We start from the raw sequence: 18255 nt of genomic DNA, 5'->3' as shown, positions 1-18255 counted from the left end.
GAACCGAATTAAGCCAGAGAGGACTCTAGAACAATAGGGCTTTTAATGGTAAAGGTAAAAGTTGCACCTTCGCCAACTTGGGATGTAACATGTATGCTACCTCCTAAGCCTTCTACAACCTTTTTTACGGTAGCCAAACCAATTCCCGTCCCTTTTTCCCCATATCTGTCCTTCTCTGATACAACCTCAAATATCTTAAAGATTTTTTCTTGGTTATCCTTATGAATACCGGGACCATTATCCTTTACTGCAAATTCATAAAATCCATTCTCTTCTTTAATTAGCAAATCAATTTTAATCTTGGGCTTATCATTATACTTGATAGCATTAGCTATCAGATTTATCAAAATTTGCTCAACGGCAACTTTATTGGCACGGATTTCAGTCAGTTCACTCGTTACATTTATAGAACATTCCTTTTGACCGCCAAAAAGTTCGTTAATGGTTTGCTGCAAATCAGCTAATAGTATATTGGTCTTATCCTCCATTTTGTACTGACCGGATTTACTGTAACTCAACAAGCCCTCTATCAACTTTTTAAGTGTTTCCGAAGAACTTTTTATGAATCCAATAATTTGCTTGCCCTCATCATCCATTTTAGGGGCATACACATCTTTTAAGCAATTAGACAATGTAATGATATTATTTAAAGGAGATTTTAAATCGTGGGCCGCCACGGCAGCAAAATTATCTAGTTCTCTATTCGCGAGTTGCAAATCTTTATTTGCTTTTTCCAACTCCATTTTCTTCTTACGAAGATTAAGCAGGTTCATTACCTGATCGGAAAGTATCTTTAAAGCACTTAGCTGGCTTTTTGTTAACTGTTTTGGTTCATGGTCAATGACACAAAGTGTTCCTAATGGTAATCCGCTAGCTCCTTTAAGGGTAACACCGGCGTAAAAAATTACATTGGGGTCGCCCACAACTATGGGGTTATCATGAAAACGCTCATCAGCTCTTGCGTCCTCAATTACAAATAAATTGCTCGGTTCATGAATTGTATGGCCGCAAAAGGAATACTTTCTTTCCGTTTCACTTACGTCTAAACCATGATGCGCTTTAAACCACTGTCTATCTTTATCTAAAAGGGTAATTACAGAAATAGGTGTTCCGCAAATTTCGGAAGCCAGTAAAACCAAATTATCATAATCTTCCTCTAGCTGTGTATCCAGAATAGCATAGGACTCAAGAAGCTCAAGACGCTCTGCTTCACGGTCATGATTTTTGGGGGCTATCATAATTGCAAGTTTTTACGGACCAAAGATATCGAATAGAATAACGGTCCTTAATCTAAACGGAATTCATTCGCGAATCTTATAGAAGATTAAAGTTAAAAAATAAACGTAGAACTATTCCTACATTTAACATAATTATGCGAAACGTACGCGCCAAGTAAGCATTTATTTTTGCTAATAACTAAAAACCGAAGCATCAACGGAGCAGTTATCCCAAACCAACATCCAAGGTCATCATAACAATAAATCCCGCAACAAAACCCATTGTGGCTATATCTGTATACTTATCTTGCTGGGTTTCTGGTATGACCTCTTCAACTACAACAAAAATCATCGCCCCGGCTGCAAAAGACAAAGCATACGGTAATATAGGTTGAAAAGTTAAAACCGCCCATGCCCCCAAAACAGCAGCAATGGGCTCAACAATTGCGGAAGCTTGCCCATACATAAAGCTTTTTGTCCTGCTCAGTCCCTGTCTTCGTAATGGCATTGCCACCGCAAAACCTTCAGGAAAATTTTGTAGACCTATTCCCAAGGCCAAAGCTACGGCTCCTCCGATACTAGCGCCTTCAAAACCAGCGGCAACACCACCAAATAATACACCTACGGCCAAACCTTCAGGAATATTATGAAGGGTTATTGCCAATGTTAACAAAGTAGTACGGTGCCAAGGGGTTTTAATTCCTTCTTTTTCGCTTTCCTTAAAATTGATATGCAGATGGGGCAGCACCTTGTCTAAACCAAAAATAAAGAACGAACCCAAAAGAAACCCAACAGCGGCGGGAATCACTTTTACAAAACCCTCACCAGGGCTCATTTCTATACCCGGAGCCAACAGACTCCAAAAACTGGCTGCCACCATAACCCCTCCGGTAAAGCCCAACATACCGTCCAAGAGCGCACGGTTCATACCTTTAAAAAGAAAAACCAAAGCTGCACCAGCTGCGGTCAGGCCCCAAGTAAAAAGCGTAGCATAAAAAGCCGCTAAAACGGGATCAATAGATTCAAAATAAGTAATAATCTCTTGCATATTATTCTGTTATTTTTAGATACAGGTTTGCTGCAATTTGGTCCGAAATTCGAATATCATCTCCTTTGACCTGAATATGCAACGACCCGTCAAACTCCTCCCTCTCCATTACCAAAATGGTATCTCCCAAGGCTATTTTATTTTTATCCAAAAATTTAAGAAATGGGGCTGATGAATCTTTTACACCAACACATGTACCACTTGCACCAACAGGTACCTCGTTTAACAATTTTTTTACCGCTTTCTTAAACTCGCCACTTTTAGAAGGAATAGGGTCTCCATGTGGGTCAACCTGAGGAAAACCAAGTAGTTTATCCAGTCTATCCGTTAATTTTTCGCTTTTAATGTGTTCCAATTGTTCAGCCACCTCATGTACCTCGTCCCAAGCAAAATTCAACTTTTCAACTAAAAAAACCTCCCACAACCTATGCTTCCGCACAAGGGTAAGTGCTACCTTCAGGCCATATTCCGTAAGGCAAACACCTTTGTATTTCCTATAGTTGGCCACTCCCTTATCAGAAAGTTTCTTCACCATATCCGTAACGGAAGAGGGTTTTGTATTCATCTGTTCCGCTACCTCGTTGGTAGAAACCAAGCTGTTTTCACCCTTTCCCAGGTGATAAATGGCCTTTATGTAATCTTCTTCTGAAAGTGTCATAAAATTTCAATCACACAAAAATACATTTTTATATCCAAAAACAAATATTTAGTTTTGTCTAAATTTTAGTTTAAGCTGATGAAAATAAATTTAAAGCCGAGTCTATATTTCATATGTTTCCTAATAACCGGACTCGCATATGCCCAAAACAATACAATTGCCGGAACCTTTTCGGATAACAGTGAGACCGTTCCGTTCGCAAACATTTATCTAAAAGGCACCAAAATTGGCACTTCTACATTAGAAGATGGCTCTTATGTTTTAAAGAATATACCTGCGGGCACTTACAAATTGCAGGTTTCGGTATTGGGATATCAAGATTTCTCCACAAAGGTTACTTTCAAAAACAACGAAGATAAAACACTTGACATAACAATAAATCCGGCTTCCGAGCAATTAGAAGAAATGGTGGTAACTGGAACCCTAAAGGCAGTTAGCCGATCGGAAAGCCCTGTTCCTGTAGAAGTTTACAGTCCTACTTTTCTAAAAAAGAACCCCACCGCCAGCATTTTTGAAGCTCTACAAAACGTTAATGGCGTACGCCCGCAAATCAATTGTAATGTTTGTAATACGGGTGATATTCACATTAACGGACTTGAGGGCCCTTACACCTTGGTTTTAATAGACGGAATGCCTATTGTTAGTGGCTTAGGTACGGTTTACGGTCTTTCCGGAATACCCAATTCGCTCATAGAACAGATTGAAATTATTAAAGGGCCTGCCTCTACACTTTACGGCAGTGAAGCAGTGGGAGGATTAATCAATATTATCACTAAAAACACCTTAGAGACCCCTGATTTCTTCGCAGATGCCTTTGTAACCGGCTGGGGTGAATTTAACATTGATGTTGGGGCCAAAATTAACTTGGGAAAAAAGACCGATATGCTTCTAGGCATCAACTACTTTAATTACGATAACCCAATTGATAATAACGGTGACAACTTTACCGACCTAACTTTACAAGATCGTATTTCTGTATTTCAAAAATGGAACTTTCAACGAAAAGAGAACCGTATTTTCTCTCTTGCAGGGCGATTTTTCTATGAAGACCGCTGGGGCGGTGAAATGCAATGGACTCCGGAATTTAGAGAGGGCAATGAAATTTATGGGGAAAGTATCTACACCCGTAGATGGGAGGTTTTAGGAAAGTATCAACTACCTATTAAGGAAAAAGTGCTTTTTTCTTTCTCGTATAATGACCACAGTCAAAACTCCGTTTACGGAGATACGCCCTATATTGCTGATCAGCGCATAGGTTTTGGTCAGTTTACTTGGGATAAGTCCTTAGGGTCTCATGACCTCCTAATTGGTTCCGCCATACGCTATAATTATTACGATGACAACACCACAGCAACCACTTCCGTAGACGAAGTAGTCATACCTAGTTTATTCATTCAGGACGAAATTTCATTGGCCAAACAACATTCCCTTTTATTGGGCATGCGCTATGATTATGACAAGAGGCATGGCAGCATTTACACCCCAAGAACAGCGTATAGATTTAAAATTACTGATAATGATATCATACGTCTTAATGCAGGCACAGGTTTTAGGGTCGTGAACCTATTTACCGAAGAACATGCCGCGCTAACAGGTGCCCGTGATGTTGTCGTAACGGAAGAACTCAAACCCGAACAATCATTTAACGTGAATCTAAATTACCTTAAAAAAATATATGCGGACAATGGTACTTTTGTTAGCATAGATGCTTCGGTATTTTACACGAATTTTAGCAATGCCATTTTACCCGATTATGATACGGACCCGAATAAAATCATTTACGATAACCTTAAGGGAAAATCTGTTTCAAAGGGAGTAAGCGCCAATGCTGATTTTTCTTTTCCCAGTGGATTTAAGTTCTTACTGGGTGCTACGCTGCAAGATGTGAGTCAAACCGAAAACGGGGTTACGGAACGTCAAATATTAACTGAAAGCTTCACGGGAACATGGAATGCATCTTATGAAATTAAGAACATAGACCTATCAATAGATTATACCGGAAATATTTATGGCCCCATGCGTTTACCCACACTTGGCGAAAGCGACCCCAGAAGCGATTATTCTCCTACATGGAGCATTCAAAACATTCAGTTTACTTGGAAGGGCCTTGAAAATTTTGAATTTTATGGCGGAATCAAAAACCTATTAGACTGGACTCCCAACCGCGGCAACCCCTTTATCATTGCCCGCGCCCATGACCCTTTTGACAAGAATGTCACCTTTGACCCCAACGGAAATGTGGTGGCAACACCCAACAATCCTAATGCATTAACTTTTGACCCATCTTACGTATATGGCCCCAACCAAGGTATTCGAGGGTTTTTTGGTTTGAGGTATCGCATCAATTAAAAATAAAATACGCTCAAGTAGAATCGCTATTTTTGAAAAAGTAACGATTCTATATTAGCCCTTGGAAAACACAAAACATTTTGACTACATCATCATTGGTGCCGGAGCGGCCGGTCTAATGCTTGCCAATGCCATGGTCAAAGATGATTTTTTCAAGAACAAGTCCATTTTACTTTTAGATAAAGATGCCAAAAAAATAAATGATAGAACTTGGTGTTTTTGGGAAAAGGGTGATGGGAAGTTTGATTCCATCGTTTCCAAAAAATGGGACCGTATTTATTTTGGAAGTAAACAATTTTCCAAAGATTACTCCATTGCACCATACCAGTATAAAATGGTGCAAGGCATTGATTTTTATAGGGCCTATTTTGATGCTTTAAAGCAGCAATCTAATGTTACCTTTCAACAAGAACAGGTTACCAAAATAGCGGATCAAGGTTCTAAAGTTATGGTCCTTACAGATAATAATACCTATTCAGTTTCCAAAGTCTTTAGCAGTAGTTTTAATTACAAAATGGCTACGCATCAAAAGAAATATCCAGTACTACAACAGCATTTTCTTGGGTGGACCATAAAAACCGACGAGCCTATTTTCAATCCCCTTCAGGTAACATACATGGATTTTTCCGTTCCGCAGAAAGGAAATACCCGCTTTATGTACATTCTTCCGTTTTCAAAAAATGAAGCTCTTGTTGAATACACGCTATTCTCAAAAAATCGCTTGGAAAAAGAAGAATACGAAGAAGCTTTGATAAACTATCTCGAAGACTTTCTAAAAGGTGATTCCTATAGAATTACCGAAATAGAACAAGGAAGTATACCCATGTCTTCCTATGATTTTAGCGAGCACCACACCAAAAATATTCGTTATATAGGTACAGCTGGCGGATGGGCCAAACCCAGTACGGGCTATACTTTTATGAGTACGGCCAAGAAAATTCCTGTACTTGTTGATTTTATTAAAACCGAAAAACCGTTAAATGAACTAAGTTTTAAAAACCGATTTTGGTTTTACGATTTACTGTTCTTAGATGTCTTATCCCAACACAATGAAAAAGGACATTCCATATTTGAATCGCTTTTCAAAAAATGCCCTCCACAACTGATACTCAAATTTTTGGACGAGGACACCACCTTCTTGGAAGACCTCAGATTTATATCCTCCTGCCCCACAAAACCTTTTGTTAAAGCGTTGTTGGGGAGAATAACCTAAACCCTCCTGCGCATAAGCCCTTCACCAAACTCTTGAAGAATCTGCTTTTTATCGGATGAGATATTTAACGAATCCAAAAGTTTAAAAGACCGTTGGGTATATTCCTCAATAGCCTTCTGAGTATGCTCCGCAGAGCCGCTTTTTATAAAAATTTCTTTTATGGTTTCAATTTTAGCTGAAGGGTCTTTAGGCTGAATGGAATACATATCCAACAAATCTTTCTTTTGATCTGCCGTACCTAGCTCCAAAGCATTAAGGTATAAATAGGTTTTTTTGTTTTCAATAATATCTCCCCCCACTTGTTTTCCAAAAGTCTTGGGATCGCCAAAGGCATCTAAATAATCATCTTGCAACTGAAAAGCGATACCCAAATTCAATCCAAAATTATAAATATCTTCCTGTTCTTTTTCCGAGGCTTCGGCAATAATTGCTCCCATTTGCAAAGCAGCCGCAACGAGTACCGCCGTTTTAAACTCGATCATTTTAAGGTATTCCGGTAGGGTTACATCGTCACGTTCCTCAAAATCTATATCATACTGCTGACCTTCGCACACTTCCAAAGCGGTCTTACTAAAGAGCTTTGCCAAGTTTTTAAAGGTATGCCCTTCATAGTTTTCGAATAGCTGATACGCCGTGATTAACATGGCATCCCCAGAAAGGATTCCCGTATTTATATCCCACTTTTCATGTACCGTTGCTTTTCCCCTACGCAACGGAGCATCGTCCATAATATCATCGTGAACCAAAGAGAAGTTATGAAAAGTCTCTACTGCCAGGGCCGCCTCTAGAGCCTTCTTATAATCGCTTTCAAACAATTCGGCGGACAACAATGTAAGAACTGGCCTTAAACGCTTACCTCCCAGACCCAAAATATAGGATATAGGAGCGTAAAGGTTGTTTGGTTCTTTTTTAACGGACTTCTGTTCTAAAAATGAAATAAACTCTGAACGGTAAAATTCTATGGAATGCATTCAAGAAAATTTTTTCAAAAATAAGACCATTTATATAAAGAATGCCAGTTTAGAAGCTTTTGTAAAAAAATAACCTAAAAAAAATGCAATAGATTTGAAAACCATCGTCTTTACTTGTGAAGAATAGCTGCAAAAAGCATTTTAATGACTTCGGACACAGAAAACTATAAAAACCTAAAAACCTTCTTTGACGAAGAATATCGTTCGCTAAAGGCGTATGCAAAATCTAGAATAGATAATGCAGCGGATAGAGATGCTGATGATATTGTCCAAGATGTTGCTTTAAAGCTCTTCTCTCGTTCAGATAGTGCTCTGCCTATTAACAATATTGCAGGCTTTGTTTACCATTCCCTGCGCAATAAAATTGTGGATTTAATGCGAACCCAAAAGCCGGCGGTTAGTATTGAATCCGAAATGGAAAACAAGTTGGCCGACTTTACCGAGCTCCTCTATGGGTCAGTAGACAATTCATATTCCGAAGAAATGAAAACCGAGCTTAAAAAAGCTATTGCCCAACTTAAACCCCATTACAGAAGTATAATTGTAGCCATAGATTTTGAAGGGTATACCTATCAAGAACTATCTAAAGAAACAGACATACCTGCAGGAACTTTAATGTCGCGCCGGCACCGAGCTCTAGCACTATTGTTAAAACAATTGGAATTGAAAAAACAGAATATAAACTAAAAATAAACGGATTATGGAAGACTATATAGAACAAAAAGTAAAGAGCAAAACCAAAAAATATGTAACAAAGTTTGTTAAGGTCTTGTTCTACATCATAGCAGGAATAGCCTTTGTACTGCTATTTGCCTACGTCTTTATGTACCTATGGAATTGGTTGATGCCAGAACTATTTGGATTGACCGCCCTAACCTATTGGCAGGCGGCTGGACTTCTTTTACTATCAAAAATAATCTTTGGTGGCTTCGGCAACGGAGGTGGTGGTGGTAAGAAAAAAGGAAAGAAAAGGAAATCTAACCGGCCCGGCAAGAGCAAGTTTAGCAGGATGTGTAATGATGATTTTTCTAAATGGAAATTCTACGATGAATTCTGGAAAGAAGAAGGAGAACAGGCATATGACAAATATGTTGAACGTAAGCGTAACGAAAAGGAAATTTGAGCGTCCTAAGGATATGTTAAATAACTGTAAAACTTTGGAAACTTTTAATGTTTTTAAAGTTTCCTAACTTATCTTTGCGCCATCTATGAAAGAAAAAATTTTAGATAAAGCAACAGATATGTTCTTGAGCCTAGGGTTCAAGAGTGTTACAATGGACGATCTTGCCCAAGAGATGGGCATCTCAAAAAAAACTATATATACACATTACGCAAATAAAACGACATTGGTACAGGAATGTACCGCCCATCTTTTTAGTGCCATCTCAGCAGGTATAAACCAAATCTGTTCCCTAAACAAAAACCCAATAGAAGAACTTTATGACATTAAAAAATTTGTGATGGTCAACCTAAAAGATGAAAAATCATCTCCACAGTATCAATTGCAAAAATACTATCCAAAAATCCATGCAACCCTTAGGGATAAGCAATTTGAGGTAATGCAAGATTGTGTGTTGGATAATATAAATAGGGGTATTGAAAAAGGTATTTATAGAGAAGGCCTAAATGTAGAGTTTATTTCAAGAATTTATTTTTCCGGAATAACAAGCATTAAAGACCATCGCCTTTTTCCAATGGAAAAGTTTCCCATGCAAGATTTAATGGACAATTATCTAGAGTACCATATACGGGGTATTGTTACTCCAAAAGGAAGAAAAGTGTTAAATGAAATTATCAATTCAAACCAAGAATAAATGAGAAATATATATTTGACTTCACTAGCATTGCTAACCGCTGTGCTCGGAATTTCTCAAGATCCACCCGAAAAGACCTATAGCTTTACGTTAGAGGAAGCCATAGAATTTGCGCTAGAAAATAATTACAGTGCCATTAATGCGGGTCGGGATATTGTTGATGCCCGAAAACAGAAATGGGAAACCATTGCGGACGGACTACCTCAAATAAATGGTTCCGTTAGCTATCAAAATCAGTTAAAACAACCGGTTTCATTAATTCCCGCTGAATTTGCCGGAGGAACACCCGGAGAGTTTGTACCCATAGTTTTTGGGCAAGCCCACCAAGCATCGGCTACGGCCACTTTAACACAGAAGATTTTTGATGGCTCCTATATAGTTGGGGTACAGGCAACAAAATCATTCTTAAGCTATAGCGCCAATAACGAAGAGAAAACGGATCAAGAGGTAAGGAAGTCCGTTGTAGAAGCCTACGGAAACGTCTTATTGGCCAAAGAAAGTGTAGCCATTCTAGAAAAGAACAAAGCCAATCTGGAAAAAAATCTTTTTGAAACGAACAAACTGTACGAAAACGGTCTGGGCGATGAAGAAAGTGTAGAACAATTACAGATTACCCTTTCTTCCATAGAAAGTCAATTAAAAAATACGGTTCGGCTAGAGAACATTACGCGCCAAATGCTAAACCTTGTAATGGGCATTGCTATAGACGCACCTACAAAGCTGGAAGAAGACCTGGATGACCTTGCCGAATCACAGATAGATTTTGCGCTCATGGAATCCGAGTTCAATATGGCAAATAACGTAGACTATAAGCTGGCCATAAATCTAACGGAACAAAGGTTCTTTGAGTGGAAACTGGCGAGAAGCCGCGCGTTACCAACACTTAGCACTTTTATAAACTATGGCTCTACCGCTTATTCGGACAGTTTTACTTTCTTTAAAAGTGAACAAGATTGGTTTGACTCATCCGTTTTAGGCCTAGACCTCAGTATTCCATTGTTCAGTTCAGGTAAGCGTAGTGCAAGTACGGCACGGGCCAAAATTGCAATGGAAAAAGCAAAGACCCAATTATCCGAAGCCGAAGAGCAAATACGACTTCAACTTGAAAAAGCTAAAAGCGATTATATCTTATCTATTGAGGAATACGAGACCGCAAAACAAAATCTAGGTTTGGCAGAACGTATAGAGAACAAAAATCAAATCAAATACGCCGAAGGTATTGCCACTAGTTTTGACCTTCGCCAAGCACAGACACAACTCTATGATGCACAACAGGGCTATTTGCAATCTATGGTTGAAGTCATTAACAAGAAAACTGAATTAGAGGTCATTATAAACGAACCCGTATCTGATCTTAAGCAATAAGACAAATAACATAACAAACTTTTTACGATGAAAAAAATACTATACTTAGCAACTACTGCCTTACTTTTTTCCGCTTGCGGCGAGAAGGAAGCATCTGTTAGCGATATCATTTCACAGGGTAATTTAGAAAGTATACGAGCCAAAAAAAGTGAGCTTTCGGAAAAACAAAAATCGCTGGAATCGGAACTTAAAAAGCTTGATTCCGTCATTGCTACTATGAGCAATGATGAAAAACTGCCTCTAGTTACCACGGTAACCGCCAAGGCGGAAAAGTTTGATCATTTCTTAGAACTTCAAGGTAATGTCAAGACCAAACAGAACGTTCTTGTATATCCTGAAATGTCTGGTACTTTGCAGCGTGTATACGTAAAAGAAGGTCAAAGGGTAGCCGCTGGGCAGATTTTAGCAACTATTGATGACGGAGGCATGAGCAGCCAACTTTCTCAGCTTAAAACACAGGCAGAGCTTGCCAAAACCACTTTTGAGCGTAGAAAGCGCCTGTGGGAACAAAAAATTGGTTCCGAATTGGAATACTTATCCGCAAAGACCAATTACGAAGCTGCTGAAGATGCCGTAAAACAAACACAGAGTCAATTGGGCAAATCATCCATAAGAGCTCCGTTTTCGGGTATTATAGATAACGTAATAAAAGATCAAGGTACGGTGGTTTCACCAGGGCCAGGATCGGAAGTATTCCGTATCGTAAACCTGTCTGACATGTATATTGAAGTAGATGTTCCAGAAACCTACCTATCCGGCATTAAAGTTGGCAAACAAGCTCAAGTATATTTCCCGGTTTTAGGAGATACCGTAACTACCAAGGTTAGACAGACCGGTAATTTCATTAACCCTAGTAACAGGGCCTTTACCGTAGAAATTTCGGTTCCCAATAAAAAAGGGAATATTAAACCTAACCTAACGGCAAAGGTGAATATAAACGACTACACCAATGAGGAGGCCATAGTTATTCCCCAAAGTATCATATCTGAAAATGCCGAAGGCGACCAGTACGTCTACATTGCAGAACCTACTGACGGAGAGAACGAAGCTATCTTGAAAAAGAGCATAATCAAGACCGGAAAAACCCAAGGGAGCCATATTGAAGTACTATCCGGTATAAACGATGGGGACCATATTATAGAGGAAGGTGCCAGAAGTGTGAAAGATGGCCAGAAGGTTAAAATTTTAAACGACCAGACCGATGAGCAGTAAACAGCAAAAAAACGCTAATAAAGAGTTTAGCCTATCTTCTTGGGCCATAGACAATCCTTCGGTCATTTATGTAATGATCGCCATATTCCTATGGTTGGGGCTAAAGTCATACTTTGCTATGCCTCGGGAAGATTTTCCTGAAATTGTAGAGACAAAAATTTACATAAGTACAGTTTACCCGGGTAACACCGCGGAAGATGTAGAACGATTGATAACCGACCCGCTTGAAGACCGTTTAAAAAACGTGAGCAACGTGGTAGAGGTAACCTCAACTTCTCAAGAGGATTATTCTATTATTACCGTTGAGTTTGATGAAGAACTTTCCGTAGAGCAGGCCAAACAAAAGATAAAGGACGAAGTAGATGGTGAAAAGGCCAGTGAAGATTGGCCCACGTTTAACAACGCAAAAGTTGAACCCAATGTTTTTGACCTGAACCTTTCCGAATCGTTCCCTATCATGAACGTGAACTTCACGGGAGATTACCCTGTTGAAAAGCTAAAGGAGTTTGCCGAATATCTACAGGATGAAATTGAAGACCTTCCCGAAGTTAAGGAAGTGAACATTAGGGGAGCTCAAGAAAAGGAGGTTGAAATTGCTGTGGATGTCTATAAAATGATGGCTTCCAAGGTAAGTTTCCAGGATGTTATCAATGCTATAAGCAATGGAAACTCTACCATGTCCGCAGGTAATATTCTTTCTGGTGGGCAACGGCGTACCATCCGTATTTTAGGAGAAGTGAAAGACCCTAAAGAGCTGAATGATTTTGTAGTGAAATCCGAAAACGGAGCAGTTTATTTGAAGGACATTGCCGAGGTTACTTTTTCTGAAGAGGAAAAGACAACCTATGCCCGAGAATTTGGAACTAGCGTAGTAATGCTGGACATCAAAAAACGTTCGGGCAAAAACATGATCGAAGCCACAACAAAGGTTAGGGAAATTGTCAAAAAGGAACAAGAAAACTATTTCCCCGCAGATTTGAACATCACCATTGCCAACGATTCTTCGGGAAGAACACTTAACCAAGTAGATGACCTTGTAAACAATATCATCTTTGGTATTATCCTAGTGGTTACCGTTCTTATGTTCTTCTTAGGATTTAGAAATGCCCTTTTTGTTGGTTTTGCCATTCCTATGTCTATGTTCATGTCCTTTATGATTTTGAACAACTTGGGCTATACTCTAAACACCATGATACTGTTCGGTATGATTATGGGTCTTGGTATGATGGTAGACAACGGTATTGTGGTGGTTGAGAACGTGTACCGCTTAATGAGCGAAGGCATGTCCCGCACCGAAGCCGCCAAGAAAGGTATTGGAGAAATAGCATTTCCAATTATTATTTCAACCTTAACAACCGTAGCCGCCTTTGTCCCGTTAGGACTATGGCCAGGTATATTTGGGCAGTTCATGATCTACTTCCCTATTACATTATCGGTTGTACTGGGGTCGTCACTTTTCGTAGCAATTTTCATGAACTCCATGTTGGTATCGCAGTTTATGGAAATAGGGGAAAAAGAACTCACAGTAAAGCAGCTGATACGTATTAGCGCCATATTGGGAGGGTTTGGACTCTTTATCCTGATTTTTGGCGGAACCATGAGAGGCCTTGGCTCGGTTATGATTATTACCGCCTTAATGTTCTGGATATACAAATATGCTCTTAAAAAATGGGCCATTAGCTTCCAGAACGGTGCCATGGTACGTTTTGAGAATTGGTATGAAAGACGCATTTCGCATGCGTTAAGGGGCAAGAACGTATATTGGTATTTTGGAATCACCTTTCTTTTATTGATCGGGGTTTTCATGGCCTTTGGAGCATCACTAGGCAGTGGGCGAACTAAAGTGGAGTTTTTCCCTGACAACAAACCCAATGAGATATATGCGTATATAGAATACCCACAAGGTACGGCCATTGAAAAGACCAATAGGCTTACCAAAGAAATAGAGGAAAGGGTTTTTGCCGTTGCTAATCAAGATAAATATACCGATGGTGATTACAACTATTTGGTAGAATCAGCGGTATCCCAAGTAGGAGAGGGAGCGGGTAATCCCCAGACCGATGGTGGTTCTGCAGCGGAAATGCCTCACCGTGGAAAAGTAACTGTATCTATGCGCGAGTTTAAGTATAGAAAAGGTCGTGACACCGAAAAACTGCGTGGAGAAATACAGGAAGCCCTTACCGGAATTTACCCTGGCGTTGCCATTTCAGTAGAAAAAGAGGCCAATGGACCACCAGCAGGTTACCCTATTAACATTGAATTGGAAGGTAAGGACTATACGGAATTGATCAGTACCGCCGAGGATGTTAGAAACTTTATCAACACCAAAAATATTGCTGGTATTGAGGAGTTAAAAATTGATGTGAACAAGAGTAAGCCCTCCATGCAAGTTGTGGTAGACCGAGAAAAAGCGGGTGAACTAGGTGTCTCCGTGGGTCAAGTAGGACTACAGTTAAGACGTTCTCTCTTTGGTGAAAAAGCAGGTGTATATAAGCTAGATGGTGAGGATTACGATATTAACGTTCGTTTTAACGAAGACATCAGGTATAATAAAAATGCCCTGTTCAATCAGAATATTATTTTTAGAGATCCCGCAAATGGCCAGATTAAGGAAATTCCCGTTTCGGCAGTAGCCAAACAGCAGAATTCTTCAGGTTTTAGTGCCATTAAGCACAAGGACAAAAAGAGAGTGGTTACGGTTTATTCTCAATTAAAACCTGGGTTTAGTGATGCAGGAGCTATTGTAGCGGAAATCCAGAAAGAAATGGAAAACTTTAAAGGACTTCCTGCGGACGTAAAAATTGATTTTACCGGTCAGATTGAAGAGCAAAATAAGCAAATGCAATTTTTAGTAGGTGCCTTCTTCTCAGGACTTGGGTTGATCATGCTTATTTTGATATTCCAATTTGGAGGAATTTCAAAACCCCTTATTATTATGATTGCCATCTTCTTAAGCTTTATTGGAGTCTTTGGAGGATTAATGATTACCGGGTGGTCCTTTGTAATCATGATGACCATGATGGGAATTATTTCCCTTGCCGGTATTGTAGTGAACAATGGTGTGGTACTTCTGGATTATACACAGATTCTTATTGACCGTAAAAAGGTGACTCTAGGGCTGGAGGACAAAGACCTTATCTCGTTAGAAGAGGTTACCGAAATCATTACCAAGGGTGGTAAGGCAAGGTTGCGCCCAGTAATTCTTACGGCTATTACTACGGTTTTAGGGCTTATTCCTTTGGCTATTGGACTTAATATTGATTTCTTCTCATTGTTCTCTGAGTTTGACGCAAAAATCTATATGGGAGGAGATAACGTAGTCTTCTGGGGACCATTGGCATGGACGGTTATCTTTGGGTTGATAGTTGCTACTTTCCTAACCCTGATTATTGTTCCGGTATTATTCAATATTATCTATAGAATAAAGATTGCTGTTTGGGGAAGAAAAAAGGAACGCACAATACAAACCGAAAACAATTTGGAAGCATCGGTTTAAAAACCAATCTTCATTACATAAAAAAACCCGCCAATTGGCGGGTTTTTGATTTTTTTATCGATTTCTACTAAAACTTAAATGTTAATCCTGCATTAATGACGGTTCCATTAAATCCAAACTGATTTACTTCCCATGGATATCTAAACCTACCACCTAAATCTGTTACAAAATCTCCTTTGGTATCTATCTCATCCGGGTATACATTAAAAAGATTATTAGCTGAAAGAGAACCCGAAATCTTATCTGTAAAATCATATCCTATGATTAAATCCGTTATTACTTTCCCCGCAAAGGTCTGGTCAAAAGCTTCGTCTTCTGTTGGCAATGGGCCATTACCTAAATCAACGCCATTAAGGCCATTGCTACTATGCATCCAACTTACTTCACCAAAATAAGTATTGTTCAAGGACAAATTAAGCTTCCCAATTTCATAATCTAAGCCCAATAACACTTTGCTCTTAGGCCTAGCAGATGTTATCCTAGATTGCTCTTTTCTATTGAAGATAATATAATCGTTTGCTGCTAATAAAGGAGGAGTGTCTATTTGCCCCTTTATTTTGGTTTCATTAAAGTTAGCAGCCAAGGTCGCTGACAGAGAACCCGCACCAAGCGAAACTCCCCTGTAGTTCAAAACAATATCAGCTCCTGTAGTACTGGTATTTACCGCATTAATAAAAAACCTAATACTGGTAACATCATTATCCTCAAGAATTTGCTCAACCGGATTAATTGTAGTATCATCTCCATCTAAACCTATCTCTCCAGTAAAAAGGACCCTATCATCTACTTTTACATTGTAAAAATCAACTGAAGCAGTAAAGTTTTGGGCTAATTCAAAAGTTATACCGGCCGATATATTTTTGGAAGTTTCCGCAGTAAGCTTTGGAACACCAAGACCATCACGAATGATAGGATCAACATTGTTAAACGTACCTTGGTTTGAAACGGTGCCCCCAGATACTAATGTCTGGATATTACTCAAATAAATCTGATGTAATGAAGGAGCTCTAAAGCCAGTGCTATAAGAACCTCGAATCGCTCCTTTATCTCCTAAAGAATATCTACCGCTTACCTTCCAAGAAACATTATCTCCAAAATCACTAAAGTCTTCATATCTAATGGCTCCACCTACTAAAAGTTTTTCAGTTGGCTCCCACTCTAAATCCCCATAAATACCGTAGTTATTTCTCTTCGCAATAACAGCATTAGCAGGCTGTAACCCTGGGAAGGACTCGGATTGTCCTACAGTATGGGATGCAGGTTCTCCCGCTTCTGCAGTAAATCGCTCCTCCTTTATCTCTGCTCCAAAAGCAATATTTACTTGACCTAGAGAGCGAGAAACATCCAAATTCGCAAGCATATTACTAAAGGAATAAGCCCCCACGTCAAAAGATGTAGGACTATTTGCTCCTAAAGCAGTATTTAAACTATTGTTAACCTCATAGTCTACTGCATTTCTTCCATAAGTTCCGCTCAGGTCGAAATCAAAACCAAGGACCTCACTTGTAACACCTACTGTAGCATTATTATCTCGTATATCAGTCTCAAATGTTGGCTGAAACCCTTGATATTCGGAACCTTCTTCATGTAATAAATTAAACGAATCGGAAACCCAGTAAGGTGCGCGGTATAAAGCAAAACTTTTCCCTTTTCGATAAGTTAAGCCACCGAAGGTATAAAATTCTCCCTTTCCATTTTTAAACGGCACTCCAGCATTAAAGAAAATATCTCCCTTGTAGAGTTCAGGCTGACCAATTGTCATCCCTAAATCTGGGTTAGCGGCTAACCAAGACGACCATTGTGGGTCATCTGCTGAAACGCCAAAAAGCAAATCATTACCTGGCGTACCTGCCCTATTAGTTTCTTCTTGCTGATAATAACCCACAGTCAAATTAAGATACCCGCCATTATTTCCAATATTAACAGAGGTATTAACATCTGCTCCTAATTTAAATCCATCGCCCTCTGTAGTAATTCCAGAGTTTACGTTAACCGTAGTAAACTCAACATTTTTATTCAAGACCATGTTTATTACACCAGCAATGGCGTCAGACCCATATTGTGCAGAAGCCCCATCTCTTAGAACTTCAATTCTAGATATAGCAGCAGCTGGTATACTCTTTAGGTCTACTCCAACTTCCCCTTTTCCTGGTGTATCATTAACATACACCAAAGCACTTTGGTTTTTTCGTTTTCCATTAACAAGAACTAAAGTTCTACTTGGCCCCAAGCCTCTAAGGTCTGCAGGATCAAAATGCGCAGTTGCATCAGATACTGTTTGAGTAGTTGAATTAAAGGATGGTACTTTATACGTCAACATTTTATCAACCGAAGGCTGACCGGTATTACGTAATTCCGAAACCCCAATGTTATCTATTGGTACAGGCGAATCCAAAATTGTTCTCGGTTTTGACCTATTGCCCACCAATATCACCTCGTCAAGAGCAACCCCTTCCTGTAAAATTACATTAACAGTTGAAGCTTCATTGACTTTAACTTCTTTAGTGTTATAACCAATGGAAGAGAAAATTAAAACACTTGGAAACGCAGCTACATCTATAGTATAATTTCCATCAAAATCACTGGTGGTACCATTCGTTGTTCCTTTAACCACGACATTGACACCAGGAAGCGGTTCTGAATTTTGGTCCGTAATATTTCCTGAAATCGTTCCTTGAGCAAAAACCGAAATGGGCAATGTCAAAAACGCTAGAAAATACAACTTTCTAAGTAAAGTTTGTTTCATTTTCAAAATTTTGAATTAGTTAATTTCAAAGCAATATAGTTAAGAATTATCATAAAACTAAAACTTGTGTTAAATTTTAGCATTTATATTAGCGCTCTATTCCGCTATTGTCAAAAACATTCACCATCATAATTTTTTAGCCGATACCATCATATCTTCTTACATT

General features: G+C 39.2%; 13 protein-coding genes. 8 read left to right on the top strand and 5 right to left on the bottom strand.

All coding sequences use genetic code 11. The annotated features are described in order from the left end of the window. Positions 1-8: 8 nt before the first annotated feature. The 3 genes from Q4597_RS15655 to Q4597_RS15645 form a co-directional block, all read right to left on the bottom strand. The gene (locus Q4597_RS15655; protein ID WP_303407040.1) at positions 9-1238 is read right to left on the bottom strand and encodes a GAF domain-containing sensor histidine kinase; all 1230 of its coding nucleotides are present in this window, start codon (positions 1236-1238) and stop codon (positions 9-11) included. A gap of 205 nt (positions 1239-1443) precedes the next feature. Then, a complete protein-coding gene (locus Q4597_RS15650) occupies positions 1444-2265 on the bottom strand; it encodes a ZIP family metal transporter (RefSeq protein WP_215436244.1) in 822 nt (273 codons plus the stop codon). Position 2266: 1 nt separating this feature from the next. Next, positions 2267-2923, bottom strand: a complete 657-nt coding sequence (locus Q4597_RS15645; RefSeq protein ID WP_303407039.1) for a metal-dependent transcriptional regulator — start codon at positions 2921-2923, stop codon at positions 2267-2269. A gap of 78 nt (positions 2924-3001) precedes the next feature. Here Q4597_RS15645 and Q4597_RS15640 point away from each other — a divergent pair, with 78 nt between their 5' ends. Then, a complete protein-coding gene (locus Q4597_RS15640; protein ID WP_303407038.1) occupies positions 3002-5272 on the top strand; it encodes a TonB-dependent receptor in 2271 nt (756 codons plus the stop codon). A gap of 61 nt (positions 5273-5333) precedes the next feature. Further along, positions 5334-6485, top strand: a complete 1152-nt coding sequence (locus Q4597_RS15635; RefSeq protein ID WP_303407037.1) for a lycopene cyclase family protein — start codon at positions 5334-5336, stop codon at positions 6483-6485. Here Q4597_RS15635 and Q4597_RS15630 read toward each other — a convergent pair. Then, positions 6482-7456 carry a polyprenyl synthetase family protein gene (locus Q4597_RS15630; protein ID WP_303407036.1) on the bottom strand — a complete coding sequence of 325 codons (975 nt, stop codon included), beginning with the start codon at positions 7454-7456 and terminating at the stop codon, positions 6482-6484. The two genes, Q4597_RS15635 and Q4597_RS15630, sit on opposite strands and share 4 nt — an antisense overlap. Positions 7457-7600: 144 nt before the next feature. Here Q4597_RS15630 and Q4597_RS15625 point away from each other — a divergent pair, with 144 nt between their 5' ends. From Q4597_RS15625 to Q4597_RS15600, 6 genes are all read left to right on the top strand, one after another. Next, positions 7601-8143, top strand: a complete 543-nt coding sequence (locus Q4597_RS15625; RefSeq protein ID WP_289063646.1) for an RNA polymerase sigma factor — start codon at positions 7601-7603, stop codon at positions 8141-8143. Positions 8144-8156: 13 nt separating this feature from the next. Continuing rightward, the gene (locus Q4597_RS15620; protein WP_303407035.1) at positions 8157-8579 is read left to right on the top strand and encodes a hypothetical protein; all 423 of its coding nucleotides are present in this window, start codon (positions 8157-8159) and stop codon (positions 8577-8579) included. 85 nt (positions 8580-8664) lie between these two features. After that, the gene (locus Q4597_RS15615) at positions 8665-9270 is read left to right on the top strand and encodes a TetR/AcrR family transcriptional regulator (protein WP_215913275.1); all 606 of its coding nucleotides are present in this window, start codon (positions 8665-8667) and stop codon (positions 9268-9270) included. Further along, complete coding sequence (locus tag Q4597_RS15610; RefSeq protein ID WP_289038170.1) at positions 9271-10635, top strand: TolC family protein; 1365 nt, start codon at positions 9271-9273, stop codon at positions 10633-10635. 27 nt (positions 10636-10662) lie between these two features. Then, positions 10663-11847 (top strand): efflux RND transporter periplasmic adaptor subunit, encoded by a 1185-nt coding sequence (locus Q4597_RS15605; protein WP_289038169.1) that lies wholly within the window; start codon positions 10663-10665, stop codon positions 11845-11847. Then, positions 11837-15343, top strand: coding sequence for an efflux RND transporter permease subunit (locus tag Q4597_RS15600; RefSeq protein WP_303407034.1), 3507 nt, complete (start codon positions 11837-11839; stop codon positions 15341-15343). Before Q4597_RS15605 ends, Q4597_RS15600 begins: the two co-directional genes overlap by 11 nt. Positions 15344-15410: 67 nt before the next feature. Here the strand turns inward: Q4597_RS15600 and Q4597_RS15595 are convergent, their stop codons facing one another. Next, a complete protein-coding gene (locus Q4597_RS15595; RefSeq protein WP_303407032.1) occupies positions 15411-18089 on the bottom strand; it encodes a TonB-dependent receptor in 2679 nt (892 codons plus the stop codon). Positions 18090-18255: the final 166 nt, after the last annotated feature.

Origin of the sequence: Zobellia sp. 1_MG-2023 (assembly GCF_030549125.1) — a bacterium.
Lineage (GTDB): Bacteria > Bacteroidota > Bacteroidia > Flavobacteriales > Flavobacteriaceae > Zobellia > Zobellia russellii.
This window is presented reverse-complemented; position numbering and strand designations above follow the sequence as displayed.